The sequence below is a fragment of the Pseudomonas sp. GW823-FHT06E10 genome (assembly GCF_058794995.1).
Genome location: NZ_JBXAHJ010000014.1, coordinates 25,530 through 50,661, shown reverse-complemented (window position 1 = coordinate 50,661; position 25,132 = coordinate 25,530). Strand labels below are relative to the sequence as shown.

Sequence of the window (25,132 nt, the reverse complement as noted above, 5' to 3'; positions counted from 1 at the left end):
GCTTGCTCGCGATGGGGCCAGTTCAGACAACGTATTACGCCGACCTGGCCATGATCAACCCGGTCTCACTCGCCGCTTCCAACCGGATCGCCACGAATTTCGACGTCGGCGTATGGCTGTCATCGCCGGTGCTTTCCAGCGGCACCAACGGGTTCACTTCCGGATAGTAGGCAGCCGCTTGCCCGGCCGGGATATCAAACGCCAGCAGCGTGAAGCCTTTTACCCGACGTTCAACGCCATCGTCCCAGAGCGAAACGATGTCCGCCTTTTGCCCCGGCTTGAAGCCCAGGCGAATGAGGTCGGCTTCGTTGACGAACAACACATCCCGCTGACCCTTCACGCCGCGATAACGGTCGTTGAGGCCATAGATAGTGGTGTTGTACTGATCGTGGGAACGCATCGATTGCATGATCAGGTCCGGCAGTACTCCGGTGGCGCGGGTGCGTTCGTGCACCAGGTCTTTGGGCAGCGCGTTCGAGCGGAAATTGGCCCGGCCCGAAGCGGTGTTCCACTTGCGTGCGCCGGCACTGTTGCCCAGGTAGAAACCGCCAGGGTTTTTGATCTTCTCGTTGAAGTCCTTGAAGCCGGGAATGGTCTCGGCAATCAGGTCGCGGATGCGGCTGTAGTCGGCCACCAGCCAGTTCCAGTCCACCGGGTGGCTGCCCAGGGTTGCGGCGGCGATGCCGGCCAGGATCGCCGGTTCCGAGCGCATCTGGTTCGACAGCGCCTGCAGCTGGCCATTGGAGGCGTGGACCATGCTGAACGAGTCTTCGACGGTTATCGCTTGCGGGCCTTGGGTCTGGATATCGATGTCGGTGCGGCCCAGGCACGGCAGGATCAGCGCGTCCTTGCCATGGGTCAAATGGCTGCGGTTGAGCTTGGTGCTGATCTGCACGGTCAGGTCGCAGTTTTGCAGGGCCTGGAACGTGCGCGCGCTGTCCGGCGTGGCCTGAGCGAAGTTGCCGCCCAGGCCGATGAAGACTTTAGCCCGGCCTTCAGCCATCGCATGAATCGCTTCGACCACGTTGTGGCCGTTGCCGCGTGGCACCTTGAACTGGAAGCGACGCTCCAGGGCATCGAGGAACGCGACAGGAGGGCGTTCGTTGATGCCCATGGTCCGGTCACCCTGCACGTTGCTGTGGCCACGCACCGGGCACAGGCCTGCACCCGGCCGGCCGATGTTGCCGCGCAGCAGCATCAGGTTGGCGATTTCCTGGATGGTCGCCACCGAATGACGATGCTGGGTGATGCCCATGGCCCAGCACATGATGACGTTCTTGCCCTTGACGTACATGCGCGCCGCTTGCTCGATTTCTACCAGGCTCAGGCCGGACTGCTCGACGATCTGCTCCCACGGGGTGTCGTCGATGACGGCCAGGTAATCCAGCACGTTGACGCTGTGCTCGTTGAGGAAGTCGTGATCGAACACCGCCGGGACACCGGTTTTCTGTGCGTCGCGTTCCCACAGCAGGAGGAATTTCGCCATGCCGCGCATGATCGCCATGTCGCCGCCCAGGGCCGGGCGGAAGAACGCAGTGTTGGTCGGCTCGGAGCCGTTTATCAGCATTTCGATCGGGTGCTGTGGATGCTGGAAGCGCTCCAGGCCCCGCTCCTTGAGCGGGTTGATGCACACCACTTGAGCGCCGCGTTTCACCGCTTCGCGCAGTGGTTCGAGCATCCGTGGGTGGTTGGTGCCGGGGTTCTGACCCCAGACGAAAATTGCATCGGCGTGTTCGAAGTCGTCGAAGGTCACGGTGCCTTTGCCGACCCCGACGCTTTGCGACAACGCGACACCGCTGGCCTCGTGGCACATGTTCGAGCAGTCGGGGAAGTTGTTGGTGCCGTAGGCGCGCACGAACAGCTGATAGAGGTACGCCGCTTCGTTACTCGCCCGGCCCGAGGTGTAGAACTCGGCCTGATCGGGGCTCGACAGGCCGTTCAGATGCCTGGCGATCAGGGCGAATGCGTCGTCCCAACTGATCGGCTTGTAGCGATCAGTCTCGGCGTCGTAGCTCATCGGCTCGGTCAGGCGGCCCTGGTATTCGAGCCAATAGTCACTTTGTTCCAGCAGAGAAGTGACGCTGTGTTTGGCGAAGAATTTGGCATCGACACGGCGTTTGGTCGCTTCCCAGTTCACCGCCTTGGCGCCGTTCTCGCAGAACATCACCATGCCCTTTTCCGGAGAATCGCCCCAGGCGCAACCCGGGCAGTCGAAGCCACCGTTCTGGTTGGTCTTGAGCATGATGCGCAGGTTTTTCAGCGCGTTGTCGCTGGTCAACCAGGCCTGGGCCACGCTGATCAGTGCCCCCCAGCCACCGGCCGGGCCTTTGTAGGGCTTGAAGCGAGGGACGGGTTTCTGGTCGGCTTGACGGTGTTGACTCACGCTTGATTCTCCAACGTTGGGCTGTAGACCCGCGGCGCATTCTTCTGTGGCAGATGGATGAGATTGAGGTTGTGGCGACGGGCCCATTGCACGGCAAGGCCCGTGGGCGACGACAGGCTGACCAGGGTCTGGATGCCTGCGCGCAATACTTTCTGGATCAATTCGAGGCTGCAGCGGCTGGTGACAATCGCCAGCCCGCCAGCGGTGGGGATTTTCTGGCGGATCAATCCGCCGATCAGTTTGTCGAGGGCGTTGTGCCGGCCGATGTCTTCGCGGCCCAGCAACAACTCACCCTTGTCGTTCATGAACACTGCCGCATGCACCGCGCCGCAATGCTGGCCCAAGGGCTGGAAGGCGCCGATGCGCTCGCGCAGGCCATCAAGCCATTCGATCGGCGGCAACGGGGCGCCAGGCAATACCTGAAGGTCCGGCAACGCCTGCTCGACCGCTTCCACGCCGCACAACCCGCAACCGCTGGTGCCTGCCAGTTGTCGGCGCTGCTGCTTGAGGTTCCAGAACGCGCGGTTGGCGATGGTCACTTGCGCGTATTGCGCCGACCCCGAGCCGCTGAGTTGCAGGTCGTAGATGTCCGTGGCGTCCTGGATGATGCCGCTGCCCAGGCTGAAGCCGACGATGAAATCTTCCAGGTCCGTGGGCGTGACCAGCATGACCGCCTGGCTGATGCCGTTGAAGGCAATCGCCAGCGCGACTTCCTCTGCCAGCGCGGTGCTGGCCGATTCGGAGTATTCGAGATTGCTATAGCTGTACGTCTGGCTTGCGGCGGGCGCGGGCGTTTCGAGGGCAGGCGCCGCGCATGCAGGGCGCTTGGTGTTCATGGCATCACCGACGGTTTGATCAGCTTTAAGACTAGGCGCGGCAACTTGTCGCGTCTAATCGCTAATACTGATCTGCCGATAGATGCCGTCGATCAACCGCCAATCAGCGATTGCTGATAGAGGGCAAAACAGGCTTCTGCCAGCGCCGAGCGCGGTGCGCTGCGACGCATGATCAGCCCCAGGCGGCCAAGAGTCTGGGCGTTTTCAATCGGCTGCAGGCGCAAATGCTCGGTCAGGCCTTCGAGGCCGCCGTCCAATGGCATCACGGCGCAACACAAGCCGCCGTGCACGGCTTGTAACAGTTGGTGCACGGCATCGGTCTGCAACAACGGCTGCGGGGTCAAGCCACGGCTGTGGAAGTTGTGGTCGATGGACTGGCGAAAGTGCATGCCACTGGTGAGCATGCCCAGCGGCAGTTCGATCAACGATTCCCAACTCAATGGCGCTTCGCCAAAGGTGAAGAAGCGTTGATCGTAGAGCAGACCCATGCGGGTTTCGCTGAAGGCCAGGGAGTCGAAGTGTTCGGCATCCAGGCGTTCCAGGTATGACACGCCCAGATCCAGGCGATTGTTCGCCAGTTGCTCGAGGATCTGTTCGGAACTCAGGGCCGAGAGTTCGAAGCGCAGATTCGGGTGTTCGGCGTGCAAGCGTTGCATCAGTGGCAGCGGATCGAAGCTCGACAACGGCACTACGCCCAGGCGCAAGGTGCCGACCAGATTGCCGCGACAGGCGGCTGCCTCGGCGTACAAGCCGTCATAGGCCGCCAGTACGGTGCGCGCCCAGGCCAGCACCCGTTCGCCCGGTGCGGTGAAGCCTTCGAAGCGTTGGCCGCGATTGACCAGCGGCAGGTCGAGTTCTTCTTCGAGGCTGCGCAGGCGCATGGACAGGGTCGGCTGGGTGATGTGGCAGCGTGCGGCGGCCTGGCCGAAATGGCGGGTTTCGTCGAGCGCGATGAGGAATTTCAGCTGCTTGATGTCCATCTGCGCTCCAGGGGTTGGGAAGGTGCGGATTCTATCGCAAGCGGGGTCATTGGTCGGGTTGGATTCGTAGGTGACGACCGTGGTCTAGGCTCTGATGTCTGGAACCCGAAACCCAAGGAGAGTGCACCATGAGTCTTTTGAGCTTTGTGAAGGAAGCAGGCGAAAAATTGCTGGATTTGCTGACGCCAGGTAACGCCAATGCCAGTGAGCAGTTGAAGGCGCACATCAGCAAGGTCGGCTTGGGCAACCCGAATGTGCAGGCGACGGTCGATGGCGACAAGGTCACGGTGACCGGTGAAGTCGCCAGCCAGGAAGAGAAGGAAAAGATCCTGCTGGCGGTGGGCAACATCGCCGGGGTGGGCAGCGTGGATGATCAGATCACCGTGACCGGACCGGTAGTGAAGGCGGCAGTGTTTGTCACCGTGGTGAAGGGCGACACCCTCAGCGCGATTTCCAAGCGCGTGTACGGCGACGCCAACAAGTACAACAAGATTTTCGAAGCCAACAAACCGATGCTGTCGCACCCGGACAAGATCTATCCGGGGCAGTCATTGCGGATTCCTGAGTAAGTCGTCAAACCGCGTGATGGCCATCGCGGGCAAGCCACGCTCCCACAGGATCTGAGTCGATCACGAAGGTTGCGAACGACGCAGATCCTGTGGGAGCGAGCTTGCTCGCGATAGCAGGCAACTCGGTCTAGAGCCCTGCAATCAAATCCCGATAATCCCCAACCGCCGCGAACTCCGCCGTATCCTTCGGTCCCTTGCGGCTATCCGGCTCTCGCACTGCCAGCAAATGCGCCACGCCAAAGTCCCGTGCACTGCGCAGGATCGGCAGGGTGTCGTCAATGAACAGGCTGCGCGCCGGATCGAAATCGATATCGGCTTGCAGCGCATCCCAGAACTGCGGATTTTCCTTGGGAAAGCCGTAGTCATGGGAGCTGATCAAACGCTCGAAGTAGGGCGCCAGTTCGATTTTTTCCAGCTTCAACGACAGCGCGTCCCGATGAGCATTGGTGATCAGCACCACGCGCTTGCCGGCCCGTTTGATCGCCGACAGAAAGGTGTCGGCATCCGGGCGCAGGGCTATCAGATGCGCGGTTTCCAGTTTCAGGTCGCGCACCGACAGTTTCAGTTCGGCGCTCCAGAAGTCCAGGCAGTACCACTGCAACTGGCCGGCATTGCGCTCGAACAACGGCTGCAATTCCATCTCGGCCATGGCCCGGCTGACCCCGTGCAGTTCGGCGTAGCGCTGGGGCAGGTGCTCCATCCAGAAGTGGTTGTCGAAATGCAGGTCCAGCAGCGTGCCGTCCATGTCCAGCAGAACGGTATCGATGTCGGACCAGGGTAATGAAGGCATGGCAACGTCTCGGGCAGTAGAAAGATTTCTGGCGTAAACAATCGGGAAAGCCGCGTTATAGTAGCGCGTTCACGCCAAGGAGCTTTGCATGCGCCAGAAACCCACCATACTCGCCCGCGAAATTGTCGCCACCAGTCGATTGTTCTGCGTGGAAGAGCTGAAGCTGCGCTTTTCCAATGGCGTGGAGCGCACGTATGAACGCCTGGTCGGCAAGGGTGCCGGGTACGGCGCGGTGATGATCGTGGCGATGCTCGATGCCGAGCATGCGGTGCTGGTCGAGGAGTATTGCGGCGGCACGGATGAATATGAAATGTCATTGCCCAAGGGTTTGATCGAGCCGGGCGAAGACGTGCTGGCGGCGGCCGAGCGCGAGCTCAAGGAAGAGGCCGGTTTTGGCGCGCGGCAACTGGAGCACCTGACCGAGTTGTCGCTGTCCCCCGGCTACATGAGCCAGAAGATCCAGGTAGTGCTGGCTACCGACCTCTACGAAGAGCGTCTGGAAGGCGACGAGCCAGAGCCGATGCGGGTGGACAGGGTCAATCTGCGTGAGCTCTCGGCGCTGGCGCAAAACCCGCAATTTACCGAAGGCCGCGCCTTGGCGGCGCTGTACCTGGCCCGAGACCTGTTGACTCAGCGCGGAGCGTTCCAGCCATGAATTTCCCGCATCCGTTGATGGCGCCGGTCATTGAGCTGGCCTTGCAGGCCGGTGAGGCGATCCTGCCGTTCTGGCGCACAGGCACGGCCGTCACGGCGAAGGCTGATGACTCGCCGGTGACCGCTGCCGACCTGGCTGCGCACCACTTGATTCTGGCCGGGTTGACGGCGCTTGATCCGAGCATCCCGGTGCTTTCCGAGGAAGACGCCAACATTCCCCAAGACGTGCGGGCCGGATGGCAGCGCTGGTGGCTGGTCGATCCGCTGGATGGCACCAAGGAGTTCATCAGCGGCAGCGAAGAGTTCACCGTCAACATCGCCCTGATCGAAAACGGTCGGGTGGTGTTCGGTGTGGTGTCGATGCCGACCAACGGGCGTTTTTACGTCGGTGGTGCGGGACTCGGCGCCTGGCGTGGCGATAAAGGTGGCACGCCCGTGGCGATCAAGGTGCGTGATGCGTTAGCGCCCGGCGAGTCGTTCACCGTGGTGGCCAGCCGTCGTCATTCGAGTCCGGAGCAAGAGCGATTGCTGGCCGGGTTGAGCGCCAGCCTTGGCGAGCTGCAACTGGCCAATATCGGCAGTTCGCTGAAGTTTTGCCTGCTGGCCGAAGGGGCGGCGGATTGCTATCCGCGCCTGGCACCGACTTCCCAGTGGGACACGGCGGCGGCGCAAGGTGTGTTGGAAGGTGCGGGCGGGGAAGTGCTGGAATTGAGCGGCGAGCCGTTCAGCTATCCGGCGCGGGCGTCGCTGTTGAATGCGTTCTTCCTGGCATTGCCGGCGAAGGCGGCCTGGCGGGAGAAACTGCTGGAATTGGCACGGTCCTGAGCTCACCTTTACTTTGTGGCGAGGGGGCTTGCCCCCGTTCGACTGCACAGCAGTCGCCAATCAGGCAAAGAGATTTAGCTGAAAATGCGCAATGGTCGGGTTTGGGGCCGCTGCGCAGCCCAACGGGGGCAAGCCCCCTCGCCACAAGTGTTGTGTCAACCGGTTCATCGGTGCAGCACGTACTGTCCGACAAACCTCACCGCATCTTCATCACGACCTTCGTTGACCACCCGTGTATGCAGCGTCAACCGAGCTCGGCTGTATCGCTGGAAGGTGGTCAGGAATTTCTTCCAGATCACCGGGTCCGGCGCCTGGCAAATGGCGTTGGCATCCCCCGTCACCGGCAGCGGATAGCTGATCTGCCCTTCCTGAATCACGATGTGCCCGTCGGTAATGCCTTCTTCCTTGAGGCGCAAATGCAGCCAGCCCCAACCGGCCAGGACCGCGCCGCAATACAGGCTGCCGCCGAACATGGTGCTCTTGTGGTTGACGTTGGCTTCCAGTGGCAAGTGCAGACGCAGTTGCTGGTCATGCCAGTCGAGCACTTTGAGGCCCATGTCCCTGGTGAGGGGAATGTCGTGATGGAGAATGGATTCCAGTTGTCGACTGTCGCGGCTCATTCAGGGGCCTCTTGCTTGAAGTGGATGATTGGACGGTAGCTCAATCGAGATCGTCAGGGTGGGCCGAGGCGCCACTGTCGGCGAAACTCAGACCGTGCTTGCGCAGTTTGTCGTGCAGGGTCTTGCGCGGAATGCCGAGGGCTTCGGCGACGCTGCGCACGGAGCTGTGCGAACGTGCCAGTTCGGCGGCGATGAGTGTTTTTTCGAAGTTCTCCACTTGCTCGCTCAAACCGCCGTCGACGACTTCGACCCTGTTGCCAGCGCTGCCTTCCGGCGTGCTGTTGTCGAGGGCCAGTTCCAGCCCGAGGGCAAAACGTTCGGCCGCATTTTGCAGCTCGCGCACGTTGCCGGGCCAGGTGTGGCGCAGCAGCAAGGCACGTTGCCCCGGTTGCAGTTCATGGGGCGGCAAGCCGTGGCGGGCACTGGCTTCATCGGCAAAATACTGGAACAGCATCAGCGCATCTTCGCCCCGTTCGCGCAGCGGTGGAATCCGCAGCGGCGCAACGTTCAGGCGGTAATACAGGTCGGCACGGAAACGCCCTTGATCCGCTGCCTGGCGCAGGTCTTCCTTGGTGGCGGCGATGATGCGGATGTCCAGCGGGATCAGTTGATTGCCGCCCAGGCGTTCGACTACCCGCTCTTGCAGCAAACGCAGCAATTTGACCTGCACATCCAGGCTCATGCTTTCGATTTCATCGAGGAACAGCGTGCCGCCATTGGCGAATTCGAACTTGCCGATGCGGCGTTTCTGCGCGCCGGTGAAGGCGCCGGGCTCGTGGCCGAACAACTCGCTTTCGACCACTGATTCGGCCAGTGCACCGGCGTTGATCGCCACGAACGGACCGTTGCGACGGCTGGATAAATCGTGCAGCGCCCGGGCCACGACTTCTTTGCCGGCGCCGGTTTCGCCGAGGATCAGCACGTCGGCCCTGGTTGCCGCCAGGGCACCGATCTGCTCGCGCAGGCGCAGCATCGAAGGTGAGTGGCCAACCAGCCGCGTGCTCAGCTCGTTGCGGTCGCTCAAGGCCAATCGCAGGCTGCGGTTGTCCAGCACCAGCTGGCGCAGGGCCAATGCGCGGCGCACGCTTTCGAGCAGGGCGTCGCTGGCGAAGGGTTTCTCCAGAAAGTCATAGGCTCCGGCGCGCATGGCCTGCACCGCCAGCGGCACATCGCCATGGCCGGTGATCAACAGCACCGGTAGCTCAGGGTCCTGGGCGTGCAGTTCGGTCAACAGCTCAAGACCGTCCATGCCGGGCATGCGGATGTCACTGACCACCACCCCTGGCCAATCACGTTCAAGTTGCGCGGCCAGGCCCTTGGCTTCGGCCAGCGGCAGGATTTTCAGGCCGGCCAGATCCAGCGTCTGGCTCAAGGCCTGGCGCAAATGAGGGTCGTCGTCGATCAACACGACCTGAATGCGGTTGTCGATGGTCATGCACTTCGGTCCTCGGACGGTTGCAGGCTCACGCCCGGTGCGCCTGCGCGCAGCTTCAGGGTAATCAGGGCGCCGCCCTCCTTGTGGTTGGCGAACGACAGTTCACCGCCGAAGGCGCGCATCAGGGTTTCGCAAATCGCCAGCCCCAAACCGAGGCCTTGGGTACGGGTCTTGGTGGTGTAGAACGGCTCGCTGGCGCGCCCGAGGGCTTCCATGCAAAAGCCGGGGCCGTTGTCGCGAATGTACAGGTTGACGCCATCGGCCGTGGATTGGGCACTGAGCCAGAGTTTACGTGGCGGGCCTTTTTCCGTCAGGGCATCCAGGGCGTTGGCCAGCAGATTGCCGAGTACCTGGCGCAGGCGGGTTTCCCCGGCTTCGACCCACAGGGTGGCGGCGGGCAAGTCGCGGATCAGCTCGACTTCCATGCTGCGTCGACGCTTGGCCAGCAAGGCCAGGGCATCGTCCAGCGCCGGTTGCAGGGCGACGCTTTCCGGGGCATGCCGGTCGCGCCGGGCAAAGGCGCGCAGGTGGGCGATGATCGAGGCCATGCGACCGGTCAATTCGCTGATCAGCTTGAGGTTGCCACGGGCATCGTCGGTGCGCTGGTGATCGAGCAACACTTCGGCGTTTTCCGCGTAGCTGCGAATCGCTGCCAGCGGCTGATTGAGTTCGTGGCTGATGCTCGCCGACATGGTGCCCAGTGCCGACAATTTGCCGGCCTGCACCAGATCATCCTGGGCGCGTACCAGCTCCTGCTGGGCCTGTTCGCGTTCCAGCACTTCCTGTTTCAGGCGCCGGTTCAGGCCTTCGAGATCGCTGGTGCGCTCGGCAACCCGGCCTTCCAGTTCGCGGCGGGCCTTGGCTTCGAAAGCAATGCGCTCGAGGTAATGGCGGCGGCGCTGCATCATCAGGCCAAGCAGCAGCATCAACACCAGCAGCGCTGCGCCACCGATGGCCACCACCGTACGTACGGGGCGGTCGATCAAGGTGCGCGGGGCGAGGATGCTGACGTCCCAGCCGGTTTCGGCGATCTGCTGGGTCTGGGTCAGCCAGGCGTCCGGGTTGAGCTTCAGCGGTTTTGGATCGCGGGTTGGATAGGGCTGGATCGCAGTGATGGCCTTGCTTTCTTCCTCGCTCAACGGGCGGGTCGAGCGGAATCGCCACTCCGGTCGCGAGGTGAGAATGACGACGCCGTTGTGGTCGGTCAGCAGCAGTTGTTCCGGGGTTTTGCCCCACAGGCTTTCGGTGTGGTCGAGGTCGACCTTGACCACCAGCACACCAACGATTTTTTCACCGTCGCGCACGCCAGCGGCGAAGAAGTAACCGCGCTTGGCCGAGGTCGTGCCCAGGCCGAAAAAGCGCCCGAGCCGCCCGGCCATGGCTTCGCTGAAATACGGCCGGAAGGAAAAATTGCGCCCGACGAAACTGTCGTGTTTGTCCCAGTTGGAGGCGGCCAGGGTCTTGCCGGTGGTGTCCATCAGGTACATGACTTCGGCACCGGTCTGGGCGGCGATGTTTTTCAGCAGGCGGTTGGCGTTGCCTTGGGTGACGCCATCGTCCGGTGCGCCGAGCACGGCGCGCAGGGCCGGCAGGTCGCCGAGGATCTGCGGCAACACTTCATAGCGATGCAGGGTACCCAGCAGGTTGGCGACGTAGAGGTCGAGGGTCTGACGATTCTGACTGGCCAGCTCGCTGCGGTAGTAACGCTCGGCGAGATGTTCCAGCGGCCACAGCAGCGGCGCCAGGCACAGTGCCAGCAGGGCCAGGCTGCGCCAACGGGGTCTGGGAGGGAGGGTCGGTTTCATGAGCAGCATGCGCCTGTGGGTACAGGCGCATTATGCCTAGGCTTGCCCGCCTTGGGTCAGCTGCATCTTGATCGGCGGGCTTCAGCCGACCTTTCAGGCAAAGACGTCGGCATTCTTGAAAAATACCCCGGCCTGATCTTTCGCCGACAGCTGCGGCGTGCCTTGCAGTTGCCAGTCGATGGCCAGGTCCGGGTCGTCCCAGCGAATGCTGCGCTCGGCAGAGGGCGTGTAGTAGTCGGTGGTTTTGTAAAGGAACTCGGCAAACTCGCTCAAGACCACGAACCCGTGGGCGAAACCTTCCGGAACCCAGAGTTGGCGATGATTGTCGGCAGACAGGCGCACAGCGACCCATTTACCGAAGTGCGGTGAGCTGCGACGGATGTCTACGGCGACGTCCAGCACTTCACCGACCGTGACGCGAACCAGTTTTCCCTGGGTATTTTCCAGTTGGTAATGCAGACCGCGCAGCACGCCCTTCTGCGAACGGGAGTGGTTGTCTTGAACGAATTCAGTGTCCAGTCCGGTGGCCTCTTTGAAAGCCCTGGCGTTGAAGCTCTCATAGAAGAAACCACGTTCGTCACCAAAGACCTTGGGTTCGAGGATCAGAACACCGGGCAGGTCGGTGGTCACTACATTCATGGCGGCTCTCCAGCATCGTGCGTTTAATGGCCGCCATTCTTGCGCAAAGCGCCGACCGGGGCGAGTGCTCAAGTAAAAATCTACCGGCCTGTTCCAGCCCCTGCAAATGACCATTACCGGTTCCTGGGGGGTTGCGTATCGCCCGAACCAGTGGCGATATAGGCGCCTAATAAAATTTCAGGGGTTGTTGTATGCCGCTCGCCACGTTGATTCATCGCGCCAGTTTGCCCAGCCCGCAGGTGTCTGCGGAGCAAGCGCTAGAGCTGCTGGAAGAATATTACGGGTTCAGCGGCAGGTTGCAGGCCCTTGGCAGCCAGCAAGACCTGAACTACCGCGTCGACAGCGAGCGGGGACGTTTCGTCCTGAAAATCTGCCGTGGCGACTACTCGGTACTGGAGCTTCAGGCGCAACACGCCGGGCTCAAGCATCTGGGCGAGCACCCCGATGTAAATGTGCCGCGTGTTATCGCGGCGAAAAACGGTGCAGACCTGCTGTCGCTGGACGTGGGTGGCCAGGCGGTGCACGTTCGCTTGCTCGACTACATCGAAGGCCAGCCACTGACGAGCCTGGGCCATTTCAACCCGACGGTGGTGTCCGGCTTCGGCCGCCTGTGCGGAGAAATGGACCTGGCCCTGGCGGATTTCGACCATCCGGGGCTGGTGCGAACCCTGCAATGGGACGCCCGCCATGCCCACGCCCTGATCGCGCATTTGCTGCCGGTGATCAAGGATGAAGCCCAGCGCAAACTGATCGTCGAAGCGTCCGGGCAAGCCGAGCGGCATTTGCAGCCACTGCAGGACAAACTGCCGGTGCAGGCCATTCACATGGACATCACCGACGACAACGTGGTGTGGCAGCGCGATGCGCAGCGCCATTGGCAGCTGCAAGGCGTGATCGATTTCGGCGACCTGGTGCGCACCTGGCGCATTACCGATCTGTCGGTGACCTGTGCCGCGCTGCTGCATCATGGCGAGGGCGATCCGTTCTGCATTTTGCCGGCAATCCAGGCGTATCACGCGGTCAACCCGTTGCAACACGAAGAGCTGCTGGCGTTGTGGCCGCTGATCGTCGCCCGCGCAGCGGTGTTGGTGCTCAGCGGCGAACAGCAGGTCAGCATCGATCCGGGCAATGCCTACAGCCGCGACAACCTTGTCCATGAATGGGAAATATTCCGTGTGGCCACGTCGGTGCCGTTGGCGCTGATGGAAGCAGCGATCCTCACCGCCGTCGGCCAGAACCTGCCCACCATCGGCAGCGAAGGTTTCGCGCCGCTGTTACCGAGCCTGGTCGGGCGTGAGTTCGCCTTGATCGACCTCGGTGTGCTCAGCCCGCATTTCGAGGCCGGGAACTGGGAGCACGAGGGTGTCGATCAGCGCCTGCTGGATGAAGCGGCCGCGGCACATGGCCTGGCGGCCAGTCGTTACGGGCAATATCGCCTGTCCCACACCCGCCCGGACAGCGCCGCTGAACCGGACACCTGCCCGTTGCACGTCGAGTTGCGTGTGCCTCAGGGCACGGCGGTCGAAGCGCCGTTTGCCGGGGTAGTGCACCAGCCATCGGCGGGCGTGCTGCAACTGGATGGCCCGCAACTGAGTGTGCGGCTTTGGGGTGTCACGCCGTCGCTGCACAGCGGCGCGGCCCTGGTCAAAGGCCAGGTGCTGGGTTCGGTCAGCGGGCCATTGATCGTGCAGTTGTGCCGTGGCGCGTCGATCGATGCGCCGTTGTTCTGCACGCCATCGCGCGCCGCCGCCTGGCAAGCGTTATGCCCGTCGCCGGCCGCGTTGCTGGGGCTGGCCTGTGATGCCGAAACAGAGCTCGACGGAGCGACCTTGCTGGCCCGGCGCGATGCCAGCTTCGCCCGCACACAAAAACACTATTACGTTGATCCACCGCGCATCGAACGCGGCTGGCGCAACCATTTGATCGATATGCAGGGCCGCTCCTACCTCGACATGCTCAACAACGTAGCGGTATTGGGCCACGGCCATCCACGCATGGCGGCAGTCGCCAGCCGCCAGTGGTCGTTGCTCAACACCAACTCGCGCTTCAACTACGCAGCCGTGGCCGAGTTCTCCGAACGTTTGCTGAAGCTGTCCCCTGACGGCATGGACCGGGTGTTCCTGGTCAACAGCGGCAGCGAGGCCAATGACCTGGCGATTCGCCTGGCGTGGGCCTACAGCGGCGGTCGCGACATGCTCAGCGTGCTGGAGGCCTATCACGGCTGGACGGTGGGCGCGGATTCGGTGTCGACCTCGATCGCTGACAATCCCAAGGCCTTGAGCAGCCGCCCGGACTGGGTGCACCCGGTGACCGCGCCAAACACCTATCGCGGTGAGTTCCGTGGCCCAGACAGTGCGCCGGATTATGTGCGCAGCGTCGAACACAACCTGGCGAAAATCGCCGAGCAGAAACGCCAACTGGCCGGTTTCATCTGCGAACCGGTGTACGGCAATGCCGGCGGTATCTCGCTGCCACCAGGTTATTTGAAACAAGTCTATGCCATGGTCCGGGCCAGGGGCGGTGTGTGCATCGCCGATGAAGTGCAGGTCGGCTACGGGCGTATGGGCGATTTCTTCTGGGGCTTCGAAGAGCAGGGCGTGGTGCCGGACATCATCACCATGGCCAAGGGCATGGGCAACGGCCAGCCACTGGGCGCGGTCATCACCCGCCGGGAGATTGCCGAGGCGCTGGAGGCCGAGGGTTATTTCTTCTCTTCCGCCGGCGGCAGCCCGGTCAGTTGCCAGGTCGGCATGGCCGTGCTGGATGTGATGCAAGAGGAAAAACTCTGGGAGAACGCCCAGGTCGTTGGCGGGCACTTCAAGAAGCGCCTCGAAGCGTTGATCGATATTCATCCGTTAGTGGGCGCGGTGCACGGTTCCGGTTTCTACCTGGGCGTCGAGTTGATCCGCAACCGTGAAACCCTGGAGCCGGCCACCGAAGAAACCACCGCACTGTGCGATCGCTTGCGTGAGCTGGGGATCTTCATGCAACCGACCGGCGATTACCTGAACATCCTCAAGATCAAGCCGCCGATGGTCACTTCGCGCCAGAGCGTGGATTTCTTCGTGGACATGCTGTCGAAGGTGCTCGCAGAAGGGCTGTAAACACATCCCCCTGTGGGAGCGAGCTTGCTCGCGATGAGGCCATTCCCGTCACAGATTTTTCGACTGAAAGACCGCTATCGCGAGCAAGCTCGCTCCCACAGGGGGAGAATTTTAGTTCGATTGATATCGGCTTTTAATCGATTGTTTTTGTAACGGTGGATGTAAGGTGCTTTAAAAGCCGATATTTATCGGATATAAAGTCGCCACAGCCCACGGCGTTTACACATACGCTTCCATTTCTGTCAGGTATCAATGTCACTCCGGAGTCCTGAGCCATGACCACGTTGAACAGCACCCCTCGCGCCGACGGCTTCTATATGCCAGCCGAATGGGCACCTCAAACCCAGACCTGGATGATCTGGCCCGAGCGCCCGGACAACTGGCGCCTGGGTGGCAAGCCGGCACAAGCCGCTCACGTGGCAGTGGCCAAGGCTATCGCCCGTTTCGAACCGGTGACCGTGGCGGTTTCCGCCGGCCAGTACGAAAACGCCCGTGCCCGTCTGGACGTGCCGAATATTCGTGTGGTGGAAATGTCCAGCGACGACGCCTGGGTTCGCGACTCCGGTCCTACCTTCGTCATCAACAACAATGGCGAAGTCCGTGGCGTGAACTGGGACTTCAATGCCTGGGGCGGTTTTGACGGCGGCCTGTATTCGCCGTGGAACCGTGACTCGCAGGTTGGTGGCAAGATCCTCGAGATCGAGCGCAGCCCGCGCTATCGCACCGAAGGCTTCGTGCTGGAAGGCGGTTCGATTCACGTCGACGGCGAAGGCACCCTGATCACCACCGAAGAATGCCTGCTCAACCGCAATCGCAACCCGCACATGAATCGAGCGGAAATCGAAGCGGTCCTGAGTGCAAACCTGGCTGTGGATAAGATCATCTGGCTGCCGGATGGCTTGTTCAACGACGAAACCGATGGCCATGTGGATAACTTCTGCTGCTACGTGCGCCCGGGTGAAGTGCTGCTGGCCTGGACCGATGATCCGCAGGACCCGAACTACCCGCGCTGTCAGGCGGCGATGAAAGCGCTGCAAAGCAGCACCGATGCCAAGGGGCGCCCGTTCACGGTGCACAAGATGCCGATCCCGGGTCCGCTGTTTGCGACCGAGGAAGAGTGTGCCGGTGTCGATCCGGTTGATGGTACGCAGGAACGTAATCCTACTGTTCGTCTGGCCGGTTCCTACGTGAACTTCCTGATCGTCAACGGCGGCATCATCGCGCCGAGCTTTGACGACCCGCAGGATGGTCCGGCAAAGGAAATCTTGCAGAACCTGTTCCCACAGCATGAAGTGGTAATGGTGCCTGGTCGCGAACTGTTACTGGGGGGCGGCAATATTCACTGTCTTACCCAGCAACAACCCGCGCCGCACAAGGAGTGAGTGAGGTCGTAACAGCTTGAGTTGATTACGAAATCCCTCAGGCTGTCGATCAGCCTTGCGCATTGCACGGAGCCCGCGGCCCTACAGGCCTGCGGGCTTTTTTGTATCTGCCAGGCCACACTTCAGAAACCTTGGCACAGCTCTTGTATCTCCGCTGTTGTAACTCGGGGGAGGGAGGACTTCTATGTTCTGTCATAAACCTTGGATAAGTTAGCCGCTCACAAACCGGGAGAGAGCGCTGAAATGAACGCCGAAGTGAACGTAGTGAGCGACAAGGCGTTGCATCCCCTGGCAGTAAATAGCGAATCGCTCCAGATCCTGGCGCACTGGTTCAAGTCCAATGGAATGCGTCAGATCAGCGATACTGATCCGCGCCGGACAATGATCGAGCGTTACCCTGCTGGTTTATTCAGCGAGGCGGAACTGGATGCGTTGTGGGATGTGATGGAAGGATAAGAAGAACAACAACGGATTGAACAAAAAAAGCGCTGCCGGGATGGCAGCGCTTTTTTTTGCGCGCAGATTCATGCAATCACCGCGATCCCCTGTGGAAGCGAGCTTGCTCGCGATGGCGCCCGACCAGTCAGCATTTATATCGACTGAACCACCGCTATCGCGAGCAAGCCCGCTCCCACAAGGGAATAGTGTGAACCAGTGTTATTGGTTCACACCGGGATAAGGGGTGTTTAGAAACTGTAGGTGCCCGTCACCACCAGGCTACGCGGTGTCCCCGGCTGGATCTGGAATGCGCTGGTTGCCGATTCGTAATACGTTTTGTCGCTGATATTGTTCAGCGCCGCGCGCAAATCCCAATCCTTCTGGCGGAAGCCTGCCAAGGCGTCCCAGCGGCCATAACCTGGCAACACGGTGGTGTTGAGGTTATCGGCATAGCGGTCGCCAACCAACGTCAAGCCGGTTTCGGCGTACCAGCCCATTTCCGGTTTCCAGGTCAGGAACAGGCTGCCGTTGTGCTTGGCCACGTTGTTGATGCGCTTGCCTTCCAAGCCGTTGTTGTCCTTTTCGATGGTTGCGTCCTGCAGACCCACGCCACCGCGCATGTACCAGTTGCCGGCAATTCTGCCAGCGGCGGTCAGCTCGATCCCGCGAGAGCGTTGCAGCCCTGAAAGCAGGGTAATGGTCGGGTTGTTCGGGTCGCTGGTGCGACGGTTGTAGAGCTCCAGCTCATAGATGGCCAGCGTGGTGCTCAGGCGATCGTCGAGCCAGTCGCTCTTCACCCCGATTTCTTTCTGCCTGGTCCGCTCCGGGCTCAGGTCATTGCTGTTACCTGCCGCGCCCGGGGTGATGCCGATCAAGCCACCGCCGACCGGCGAGAACGTCTTGCTCCAGGAGGCGTAGAAGGAGTGATTTTGCAGCGGCGTCCAGACCACGCCAACGCGAGGGCTGGTGCTATGACTGTCACTGTCTTCGGAAATGTTGCGCACCTTGTTGGTCGACTCGATATCGAACGTGTCGTAACGCAGGCCGGCGAGCAATTGCCATTGATCGTTCAGGCGCAATTGATCCTGCACATACACCGCACGGCTCTCGACCTCGGTGTGGGTGTTGCTCGACACCACCATGCGCCCGGTATGACGCAAATTGCGGTCCGGGTTGTTCAGGTCCAGCGCCGGCACCGGTGAACTGCCCGGTCCGGAAGTGGCGGCGGTGTACAGCAGTGGGTCGCGGCGCTGGCTGCCGATTTCGATGCCGGTGAGCAAGCGGTGCTCCAGGCCGAAGGTATCGAAACCACCTTCCAGCTCGACGTTGTTGTAGACATTGCGGGTGTTGAGGTCCTGCTGCCAGTGCTGGCGCGTGACCTTGTTGGTGGCCGGGACATAGCCGGTCAAGTAAGTATTGTCGAAATCGCTGTCGAGTTTGAACACACCCAGGGTCTGGCGCAGTTGCCAGTTGTCGCTCAGTTCATACGTGAGTTTCGAGCGCAGGGACTGTGCCTTGTCGTCGATGAAATCGTTTTCGCTGCCGTAGGTCGTATCGCGTCCCACGTCTGCCGGGCGACCGTTTACGCCGGGGATGCCACGATCCGGCGTGCGGTTGTAGCGGCTGTATTCGTACTGCACCAACCAGTTCAGGTCGGGGGTCAGCTGCCAGCTCATCGAGGGCGCGAACAACTGGCGATTGCCACTCACACCATCACGAAAGCTGTTCTCGTCCATGTTGCCCATGTTCAGACGCAGGCTGATGTTCTCGGACGGGTCGGTGCTGAGGTCGGCATAGAGGCTGCGCAAGTCCTCGCTACCGCCCTGGGCTTCAATAGTCGAGCGGCGACCGAACTCAGGCAGTTTGCTCACCCGGTTGACGATGCCGCCCTGGCTGCCACGGCCATACAACACGGCGGCGGGGCCTTTTAACACGTCGATGCGTTCGATGTTGTGCAGGTCGCGAACGTACTGGCTGTCGTCGCGGATGCCATCGAGATAGAAGTCGTTGCTGGCGTCGAAACCGCGGATGCGCAGGCTGTCGAAGCGTGTGTCGGCGCCGCTGCTGACGTTGGGGATACCGCTGAGCGCCGTGCCCAGGTCGTTGGTGCCGTAATCCATGACGTTCGAGGTTTTGATCGAGTCGATGGCTTGTGGCACGTAGCGCACCGGTGTCGCGGTCCGGGTTGCTGTACTGGTTTGGGTTACGCGCGGGTCGTCGGCTTCAGCTTCGGCGCTGATCGATGTGGCAGGCAAGGTAGTCGGTGCAGCGTAGGAAAAACCGGCAGACAACAAGGCAGAAAGCCCAAGGCTGTAGGGCGCAAGGCGAAAAGGGGCAGGCATTGAAAAGCGCATCCGTAGAATTTTCAGGTTGAAGCGTGCAAGGGGCGCGAATAGTAATGCTTGTCATTTGCTGCTGTTAGATGTAATTGAGAATCTATATCATTTGATTGTTTCGAGTTGTGTCTGAGTTGATACAGAGGACTTGCGCAACCATTCGACCGATTCAAGCAACAGACTGAAAGCCAATCCGGCGTTTTTCCGGGGCCGCTGGGGCACTAACCTGCCGACATCGAATTTTCCTGAATTTCTGTCGGAGCTTTCCCATGATCCTGCATTACATCTACGACCCATTGTGCGGCTGGTGCTACGGCGCCAAACCGCTGGTGCAGGCCGCCCAGGCTGTGCTGCCCGTGATTGCCCACGGCGGCGGCATGATGACGGGGGCCAACCGGCAAAAGGTTTCGCCACAACTGCGCAGTTACGTCATGCCCCACGACCGGCGCATCGCCGAATACAGCGGGCAGCCGTTCGGTGAAGACTATTTCGAAGGTTTGTTGCGTGATCACACCGCCGTGTTCGACTCGGCGCCACCCATCGCTGCGGTGCTGGCTGCCGAGCAAATGGGAGGTCGCGGGCTGGAGTTGTTGGGGCGTTTGCAAAGCGCTCACTACGTGGAGGGGCGCCGCATCGCCGACGAATCGGTACTGTTTGAACTGGCCCACGGCATGGGGCTGGACCGTCAAACCTTCGAAAGAGCCTTCAGGGCGGCCGACACCGAAGGCCATATCAGGAACAGCCGGGCGCTTTTGGCCAAGGTCGGCGGGCAGGGCTTTCCGACCCTGGCGCTTGAGCACAATGATCAATTCACCCTGATCGATATCGGGCCGTGGCTGGGCAAACCCCAGGCATTTGCGCAGTGGCTGAGTCAGTCGCTGCCCGATCAGGGATCATCCATTTCCGTAGCAGCCTGCGGCCTCGATGGCTGCAGCAATTGAACATTCCTGCTGCGTAAAGCAATTTCTTAGACGGTTTTCGCCTATTTTTAGAAGATTCATGAAATTGACACATCGTTAAGGGCGCAGCTACGATTCGGCCCAACGCCTGTGGCCAACCGCCACGATCAAAAATTATAAAAAGGCCCGCCACGAGAAATCGTGGGCGGGCCTTTTTGTTTTCGTCATGAAAAAAGAGCGCGATAGCGCCGTTTCGGCCGTTCGGCACAGCGCGTATCAACCGGAAATAAGGAAAAGAACAAAATGTTGAACAAGCGAATCAGCCTGATCGCTCTGGGGATGTTGAGTGCGACACAGGCCATGGCGAACGACCAGGCCGAATCCAAGGGTTTTGTTGAAGACAGCAGCCTCAAAGTGCTGCTGCGCAATGCTTACATCAATCGTGACTACAAAGACGGCAACCCGGATAAATCCGAGTGGGGCCAGGCGGCCATCGGCACGTTCTCGTCCGGCTTCACCCAAGGCACCGTGGGCGTGGGTGTGGACGCTTTCGGGTTGTACGCTCTGAACCTGGAGCGCAGCGAAGACCGTAGCGGCGCGCAAGGTATCGATTTCTTCAAAAAGGGCGACAGCGGCCAGCCGGCTGACGATCTGTCCAAGGGCGGCGCGGCGATCAAGTTCCGTCTGTCCAGCACCACCCTGACCTACGGCGACCAGATGCCGGCCCTGCCGGTGCTGAACTACGACAATTCGCGCCTGCTGCCGGAAAGCTACACCGGCACTCTGATCACCTCCAAGGAGATCAAAGGCCTGCAACTGGACGCCGGCCGCTTCACCGCCGAATCGCGCAAAAGCGCCGAAGGCCGTGACAGCGGTGGCTTGAAGTCGATCAACGTCTTGGGCGGTAGCTACCAGTTCACCGAGCAATTCAAGGCCGCGCTCTACGCTTCCGACGTCGAAGACGTGCTGAAGAAACAATACGTGAACGCCAACTACGTGTTCCCGATCGACAAGGATCAGTCCCTGACCCTGGACTTCAACGGCTACCGCACCAAGCTGGAAGATTCCTACGTCCGCGAAAACGGTATCACCGGCGACGACAACAAGATCTGGAGCCTGGCCGCCACCTTCATCACCGGCCCGCACTCGTTCACCCTCGCACACCAGCGCAGCACCGGCGACAGCAACCTGGGCTACGCCTACGGCGGTTACCAGAAAGATCAAGGTCGCGTCGGCGACGGTGGCAACACTATCTACCTGGCGAACTCCTACTGGTCCGATTTCAACGCCGAAGACGAACGCAGCTGGCAAGTGGGCTACGGCCTGGACTTCAGCACCTTCGGTGTACCGGGCCTGAGCTACAACGTGGCCTATGTGCGCGGTGACAACATCACCACCTCCACCAGCGAAGGCGGCACCGAGCGCGAGATCTTCAACCAGATCAAATACGTCGTCCAAAGCGGCCCGGCCAAAGACCTCAGCGTGAAACTGCGCAGCTCGGTCCTGCGCGTGTCGCAGAAGTCGAGCGAGTACAACGTCAGTGGCAACGAAGTGCGTGTGTTTGTGGATTACCCGATCAACATCTTCTGATAATGGGTTGCGGTATCGAGGCCTGATCAAAGGCTGAGAAAGGAAAAGCCCCGACTGGTTCGGGGCTTTTTCACAGTACAATCATTACACCACGTAACTAATGAAGTTCCAGCTCCCACCTTTATCCCTTCCAGCAAACTCCATAAATTGAGCTCCAACGCCTCTCCCATCATCCCGACGGGAAGGTCACTGGAGTTTCCCTCATGCCTTTCGTATCCGTACGCATCACCCGCGATGGCGTTACCACTGAGCAGAAAGCTCAGGTGATTGCCGAGATCACTGAAACACTGGAGCGCGTCCTCAATAAACGCCCTGACCTGACCCACATCGTGATCGAAGAAGTCGACACCGATAACTGGGGTTACGCCGGCATCACCACCACCCAGTACCGCAAGCAACTGGCCGAGGCGGAAGGGCAGTCATGACGTCCTCCGTCACCATCGATTTCATCTCCGATGTGGTGTGCCCCTGGTGCGCGCTGGGGGCGACGGCGCTGGAGCAGGCGATCGAGAACGTGGCCGGGGAAGTCTCGGTCGAGCTGAGCTACAAGCCGTTCGAGTTGAACCCGGACATGCCGGCCGAAGGTGAGCAAGCGGTCGAGCACCTGATGCGCAAGTACGGGAGAACGGCCGACGAAGTCGCTGCCGGCAAGGCCATGCAGATCGCTCGCGGCGAGGCCATCGGCTTCAAGTTCGATCTGGAGAAGCGCACGCATTTCTACAACACCTTCGATGCGCACCGTTTGTTGCTGTGGGCGTTGCAGGAAGGGCGACAAGTCGAGTTGAAGAAGGTGCTGCTACGGGCCTACTTCAGCGAAGGCCAGAACCCGAGCGATCACTCGACGCTGGTGCGTCTGGCGACTGAAGCGGGGCTGGATGCGACAGGGGCGAGAGAGGTGCTGGCGTCCGACGCATTCGCCAGCGAAGTGCGTGAGCTTGAAATCTATTACCGCCAGCACGGCATCAACTCGGTCCCGGCCATGGTGCTGAACGGTCGCCACCTGGTGTCCGGTTCGCAATCGGTCGAGTACTACGAACAGATGTTGAGACAAATGGCGAACGCCTGATTACAGATTTTCTACCCCACTTTTAATTGTCAGAGGTCTTCATCATGAGCATTTCGAAAAAAGTCATCGTTATCACCGGCGCGTCCCAAGGTCTCGGCGAGGGTATGGTCAAAGCTTTTCGTGAACTCGGTTACCGGATCGTCGCCACTTCGCGTTCGATCAAACCGTCCACCGATCCGGACATTCTCACCGTGGCCGGTGACATCGGCGAGCCGGAAACCGCCCAGCGCGTCATCCGTGAAGCGATCTCCCGTTTCGGTCGCATCGATACCCTGGTCAACAACGCCGGGATCTTCATCGCCAAGCCGTTCACCGCGTATACCGCAGAGGACTACGCCAATGTGTTGTCGGTGAACGTCAATGGCTTCTTCTACATCACCCAGCTCGCCATCGCCGAGATGGAAAAGCAAGGCAGCGGCCACGTCGTCAACATCACCACCAGCCTGGTGGACCACGCCATCGACGGCGTGCCATCGGTGTTGGCTTCACTGACCAAGGGCGGCCTCAACGCGGCAACCAAATCCCTGGCCATCGAATACGCCAAGCGCGGGATCCGGGTGAACGCGGTCAGCCCCGGCATCATCAAGACCCCCATGCATGGCGAAGAAACCCATGCCGCACTGGGCAATCTGCACCCGGTCGGGCACATGGGCGAGATCGATGATATTGCGCAAGCGGTCGTGTATCTGGACGGCGCCAAGTTCGTCACTGGCGAAATCCTGCACGTGGACGGTGGTCAGAGCGCGGGACACTGAAAGCGTTTTTTCAAACCCCTGAAACAACAAAGCCCTCGTATTGCTACGAGGGTTTTGTTTGGAATAACCCATTCTTTTTGGTAAGGATGGTCGAATTGAGAGCTCTCGGTTCCATAACCGTGAGTGGTGGGCGCAGCAGTTTCGGATGAAGGTCAGGGTGTGGAGCCTGGAAGCCAATACTTCGAAGGGCAGATTGAATCTGCTAGCGATCGCTTTTTTGTCGACGCTTTTGCCTATGCGGCCTTTTCATTCGTACGCCACACTCAATGAAGTAGCAAGGCAGCTAAATAGCAGCCCTCGAAAAACACTAAACTACGAAACACCCGCTGAACGATTTAGCCAATCTGTTGCGTCGACCGGTTGAATCCACAGCCAGAAGCGGCCAACCGCACCTGCTTTACCATGCCGTCGACCAGATTATTTTTCCTGTCCAAACCAGACTGTTGCGGCCAAATCCATCCGCACTGTATCTGCTCCTGCCTATTTACTACTGGTTAGCATTACTCCTCACTCACGGACTTATGCTCTATGCCGGATACCACTAACCTTTACCTGTTCATTGTTGCCGCCTTGCTGTTGTTGATCGTTCCTGGCCCTAACATGGCTATCGTCAGCAGCCATGCGGTTGCTCATGGATGGCGTGCCGGCCTCGCTGCAGCACTGGGAATAACCCTGGCCGATGTGCTGATGACCGTCATGGTTAGCGCAGGCCTCGGTGTGTTGGTGATGAGTTGGGCGCCGGCGTTTGACTTGCTGCGCTGGGCCGGGGCTTGTTATCTGATGTTGCTGGCGTGGCAGGCATTGAAGACTTCTACTTCGGATACTGAGTCTCAAGCCACACAGGCCTCGCTGAAGAAGATCTTTGTCCGAGCCACGCTCAACAGTTTGTTAAACCCCAAGGCGCTGTTGTTCTTCATGGTATTCCTACCGCAGTTCGTCACCGTAGGTACCAGTAGTGTCACCTCGCAATTAATGTTCTTGGGTTTGTTGCTTGCGCTGATCGCATTGATCTTCCATTCCCTGCTCGGATTTTGCGCCGGACAGCTGCATGTGCGCTTTCGCGAAGGCATGATCTCTAAACGCCTTGGTGCCTATAGCTTCGCTGCGGTGATGACAGCTCTGGCGGCACGGTTGCTTCTGCTTGATCGACCATTTTAAAGGAGCGAGACATATCGGCTCGGCACAATTTTTCCTTGCTGATACGTGCTATCGAACACCGTGACCGAGACGATATGTCTGCTTATTGGACTTACTTCAGGTTGCCGCTTAGAAACTGCTTCAGGCGCTCGCTTTTGGGGTTGCCTAATACGTCCTCGGGCGCACCCTGTTCTTCGACTCGTCCCTGGTGCAGGAACAGCACCTGGTTCGACACTTTGCGCGCAAAGCTCATTTCGTGGGTCACCATGATCATGGTGCGGCCTTCTTCGGCCAGGCCCTGGATCACCTTGAGCACTTCGCCCACCAGTTCCGGGTCCAGGGCCGAAGTCGGCTCGTCGAACAGCATGATCTCCGGTTCCATGCTCAGGGCACGGGCAATGGCGACCCGTTGCTGCTGACCGCCCGAGAGAAACGCCGGGTATTGATCGGCAACCCGTGCCGGTAAACCGACCTTGTCCAGGTAGCGCCGGGCGCGATCCTCTGCGTCCTTCTTGCTGACGCCCAGCACCCGGCGCGGGGCCATGGTGATGTTGTCGAGCACGGTCATGTGGCTCCACAGGTTGAAGTGCTGGAACACCATCGCCAGGCGCGTGCGGATGCGTTGCAGTTCATTGGCGTCGGCCACGCGCATGCCGTGGTGGTCATGGACCATTTTAATCGGCTGGTTGTCCAGGCTCATGGCGCCGTCGTTGGGCGTTTCCAGGAAGTTGATGCAACGCAGAAAGGTGCTCTTGCCCGAACCACTGGCGCCAATCAGGCTGATCACATCGCCGGTCCTGGCGTTTAGCGAAACGCCCTTGAGGACTTCATGGTTGCCGTAACTTTTGTGCAGGTTTTCAACGGTCAGTTTGTACATGAACAAGCATCC

At 60.4% G+C, this 25,132-nt stretch carries 22 protein-coding genes; 12 read left to right on the top strand and 10 right to left on the bottom strand.

The genetic code is table 11. From position 1 onward, the window contains the following. Positions 1 to 34: 34 nt before the first annotated feature. The 3 genes from AC1Q6Y_RS21310 to AC1Q6Y_RS21300 form a co-directional block, all read right to left on the bottom strand. Positions 35 to 2,383, bottom strand: a complete 2,349-nt coding sequence (locus AC1Q6Y_RS21310) for an FdhF/YdeP family oxidoreductase (protein ID WP_492625108.1) — start codon at positions 2,381 to 2,383, stop codon at positions 35 to 37. Continuing rightward, positions 2,380 to 3,219 carry a formate dehydrogenase accessory sulfurtransferase FdhD gene (gene fdhD / locus AC1Q6Y_RS21305; protein ID WP_057712451.1) on the bottom strand — a complete coding sequence of 280 codons (840 nt, stop codon included), beginning with the start codon at positions 3,217 to 3,219 and terminating at the stop codon, positions 2,380 to 2,382. Before fdhD ends, AC1Q6Y_RS21310 begins: the two co-directional genes overlap by 4 nt. A 92-nt stretch (positions 3,220 to 3,311) precedes the next feature. Further along, on the bottom strand, positions 3,312 to 4,199 hold the full coding sequence (locus AC1Q6Y_RS21300) for a LysR family transcriptional regulator (RefSeq protein WP_057712450.1): 888 nt from the start codon (positions 4,197 to 4,199) through the stop codon (positions 3,312 to 3,314). Between the two features lie 128 nt (positions 4,200 to 4,327). On the opposite strand from AC1Q6Y_RS21300, the gene lysM reads away from it, so the two are divergent. Beyond that, the gene (gene lysM / locus AC1Q6Y_RS21295; RefSeq protein WP_057712449.1) at positions 4,328 to 4,768 is read left to right on the top strand and encodes a peptidoglycan-binding protein LysM; all 441 of its coding nucleotides are present in this window, start codon (positions 4,328 to 4,330) and stop codon (positions 4,766 to 4,768) included. A gap of 127 nt (positions 4,769 to 4,895) precedes the next feature. Here lysM and yrfG read toward each other — a convergent pair whose 3' ends face one another. Continuing rightward, positions 4,896 to 5,558, bottom strand: a complete 663-nt coding sequence (gene yrfG / locus AC1Q6Y_RS21290; RefSeq protein WP_057712448.1) for a GMP/IMP nucleotidase — start codon at positions 5,556 to 5,558, stop codon at positions 4,896 to 4,898. Between the two features lie 88 nt (positions 5,559 to 5,646). On the opposite strand from yrfG, the gene nudE reads away from it, so the two are divergent. Next, positions 5,647 to 6,213, top strand: a complete 567-nt coding sequence (nudE, locus tag AC1Q6Y_RS21285) for an ADP compounds hydrolase NudE (protein WP_090452543.1) — start codon at positions 5,647 to 5,649, stop codon at positions 6,211 to 6,213. Beyond that, entirely contained in the window at positions 6,210 to 7,037 is an 828-nt protein-coding gene (gene cysQ, locus AC1Q6Y_RS21280; protein WP_057712446.1) for a 3'(2'),5'-bisphosphate nucleotidase CysQ, read from the top strand. Before nudE ends, cysQ begins: the two co-directional genes overlap by 4 nt. Positions 7,038 to 7,201: 164 nt before the next feature. Here cysQ and AC1Q6Y_RS21275 read toward each other — a convergent pair whose 3' ends face one another. From AC1Q6Y_RS21275 to rfbC, 4 genes are all read right to left on the bottom strand, one after another. After that, entirely contained in the window at positions 7,202 to 7,657 is a 456-nt protein-coding gene (locus tag AC1Q6Y_RS21275; protein WP_218495330.1) for a YiiD C-terminal domain-containing protein, read from the bottom strand. A gap of 40 nt (positions 7,658 to 7,697) precedes the next feature. Continuing rightward, a complete protein-coding gene (locus AC1Q6Y_RS21270; RefSeq protein ID WP_090452545.1) occupies positions 7,698 to 9,092 on the bottom strand; it encodes a sigma-54-dependent transcriptional regulator in 1,395 nt (464 codons plus the stop codon). After that, the gene (locus tag AC1Q6Y_RS21265) at positions 9,089 to 10,897 is read right to left on the bottom strand and encodes a sensor histidine kinase (RefSeq protein ID WP_057716530.1); all 1,809 of its coding nucleotides are present in this window, start codon (positions 10,895 to 10,897) and stop codon (positions 9,089 to 9,091) included. The genes AC1Q6Y_RS21270 and AC1Q6Y_RS21265 overlap by 4 nt, the downstream gene beginning before the upstream one ends. 93 nt (positions 10,898 to 10,990) lie before the next feature. Next, positions 10,991 to 11,536, bottom strand: a complete 546-nt coding sequence (rfbC, locus tag AC1Q6Y_RS21260; protein ID WP_489339571.1) for a dTDP-4-dehydrorhamnose 3,5-epimerase — start codon at positions 11,534 to 11,536, stop codon at positions 10,991 to 10,993. A gap of 191 nt (positions 11,537 to 11,727) precedes the next feature. Between rfbC and AC1Q6Y_RS21255 the strand changes: the two genes are divergently transcribed. The 3 genes from AC1Q6Y_RS21255 (at position 11,728) to AC1Q6Y_RS21245 (ending at position 16,478) form a co-directional block, all read left to right on the top strand. After that, positions 11,728 to 14,640, top strand: coding sequence for an aminotransferase (locus AC1Q6Y_RS21255; protein ID WP_492625107.1), 2,913 nt, complete (start codon positions 11,728 to 11,730; stop codon positions 14,638 to 14,640). Positions 14,641 to 14,915: 275 nt separating this feature from the next. After that, on the top strand, positions 14,916 to 16,022 hold the full coding sequence (aguA, locus tag AC1Q6Y_RS21250; protein ID WP_340312536.1) for an agmatine deiminase: 1,107 nt from the start codon (positions 14,916 to 14,918) through the stop codon (positions 16,020 to 16,022). A 243-nt stretch (positions 16,023 to 16,265) separates the two neighbouring features. Further along, on the top strand, positions 16,266 to 16,478 hold the full coding sequence (locus AC1Q6Y_RS21245; protein WP_057712441.1) for a hypothetical protein: 213 nt from the start codon (positions 16,266 to 16,268) through the stop codon (positions 16,476 to 16,478). 230 nt (positions 16,479 to 16,708) lie between these two features. Here AC1Q6Y_RS21245 and AC1Q6Y_RS21240 read toward each other — a convergent pair whose 3' ends face one another. Further along, positions 16,709 to 18,802 (bottom strand): TonB-dependent receptor, encoded by a 2,094-nt coding sequence (locus AC1Q6Y_RS21240; RefSeq protein WP_340312533.1) that lies wholly within the window; start codon positions 18,800 to 18,802, stop codon positions 16,709 to 16,711. A 263-nt stretch (positions 18,803 to 19,065) separates the two neighbouring features. On the opposite strand from AC1Q6Y_RS21240, the gene AC1Q6Y_RS21235 reads away from it, so the two are divergent. From AC1Q6Y_RS21235 to AC1Q6Y_RS21210, 6 genes are all read left to right on the top strand, one after another. Continuing rightward, the gene (locus AC1Q6Y_RS21235; RefSeq protein ID WP_154861236.1) at positions 19,066 to 19,737 is read left to right on the top strand and encodes a DsbA family protein; all 672 of its coding nucleotides are present in this window, start codon (positions 19,066 to 19,068) and stop codon (positions 19,735 to 19,737) included. 261 nt (positions 19,738 to 19,998) lie between these two features. Continuing rightward, the gene (locus tag AC1Q6Y_RS21230) at positions 19,999 to 21,285 is read left to right on the top strand and encodes an OprD family porin (protein WP_492625106.1); all 1,287 of its coding nucleotides are present in this window, start codon (positions 19,999 to 20,001) and stop codon (positions 21,283 to 21,285) included. Between the two features lie 203 nt (positions 21,286 to 21,488). Beyond that, positions 21,489 to 21,710, top strand: coding sequence for a tautomerase family protein (locus AC1Q6Y_RS21225; RefSeq protein ID WP_008003165.1), 222 nt, complete (start codon positions 21,489 to 21,491; stop codon positions 21,708 to 21,710). Continuing rightward, positions 21,707 to 22,351 carry a DsbA family oxidoreductase gene (locus tag AC1Q6Y_RS21220; protein ID WP_492625105.1) on the top strand — a complete coding sequence of 215 codons (645 nt, stop codon included), beginning with the start codon at positions 21,707 to 21,709 and terminating at the stop codon, positions 22,349 to 22,351. Before AC1Q6Y_RS21225 ends, AC1Q6Y_RS21220 begins: the two co-directional genes overlap by 4 nt. Positions 22,352 to 22,395: 44 nt before the next feature. Then, positions 22,396 to 23,106 carry an SDR family NAD(P)-dependent oxidoreductase gene (locus AC1Q6Y_RS21215; protein ID WP_492625104.1) on the top strand — a complete coding sequence of 237 codons (711 nt, stop codon included), beginning with the start codon at positions 22,396 to 22,398 and terminating at the stop codon, positions 23,104 to 23,106. A gap of 528 nt (positions 23,107 to 23,634) precedes the next feature. Next, positions 23,635 to 24,264 carry a LysE family translocator gene (locus AC1Q6Y_RS21210; protein WP_057712435.1) on the top strand — a complete coding sequence of 210 codons (630 nt, stop codon included), beginning with the start codon at positions 23,635 to 23,637 and terminating at the stop codon, positions 24,262 to 24,264. A 91-nt stretch (positions 24,265 to 24,355) separates the two neighbouring features. Here AC1Q6Y_RS21210 and AC1Q6Y_RS21205 read toward each other — a convergent pair whose 3' ends face one another. Next, the gene (locus AC1Q6Y_RS21205; RefSeq protein ID WP_102671510.1) at positions 24,356 to 25,120 is read right to left on the bottom strand and encodes an ABC transporter ATP-binding protein; all 765 of its coding nucleotides are present in this window, start codon (positions 25,118 to 25,120) and stop codon (positions 24,356 to 24,358) included. Positions 25,121 to 25,132: the final 12 nt, after the last annotated feature.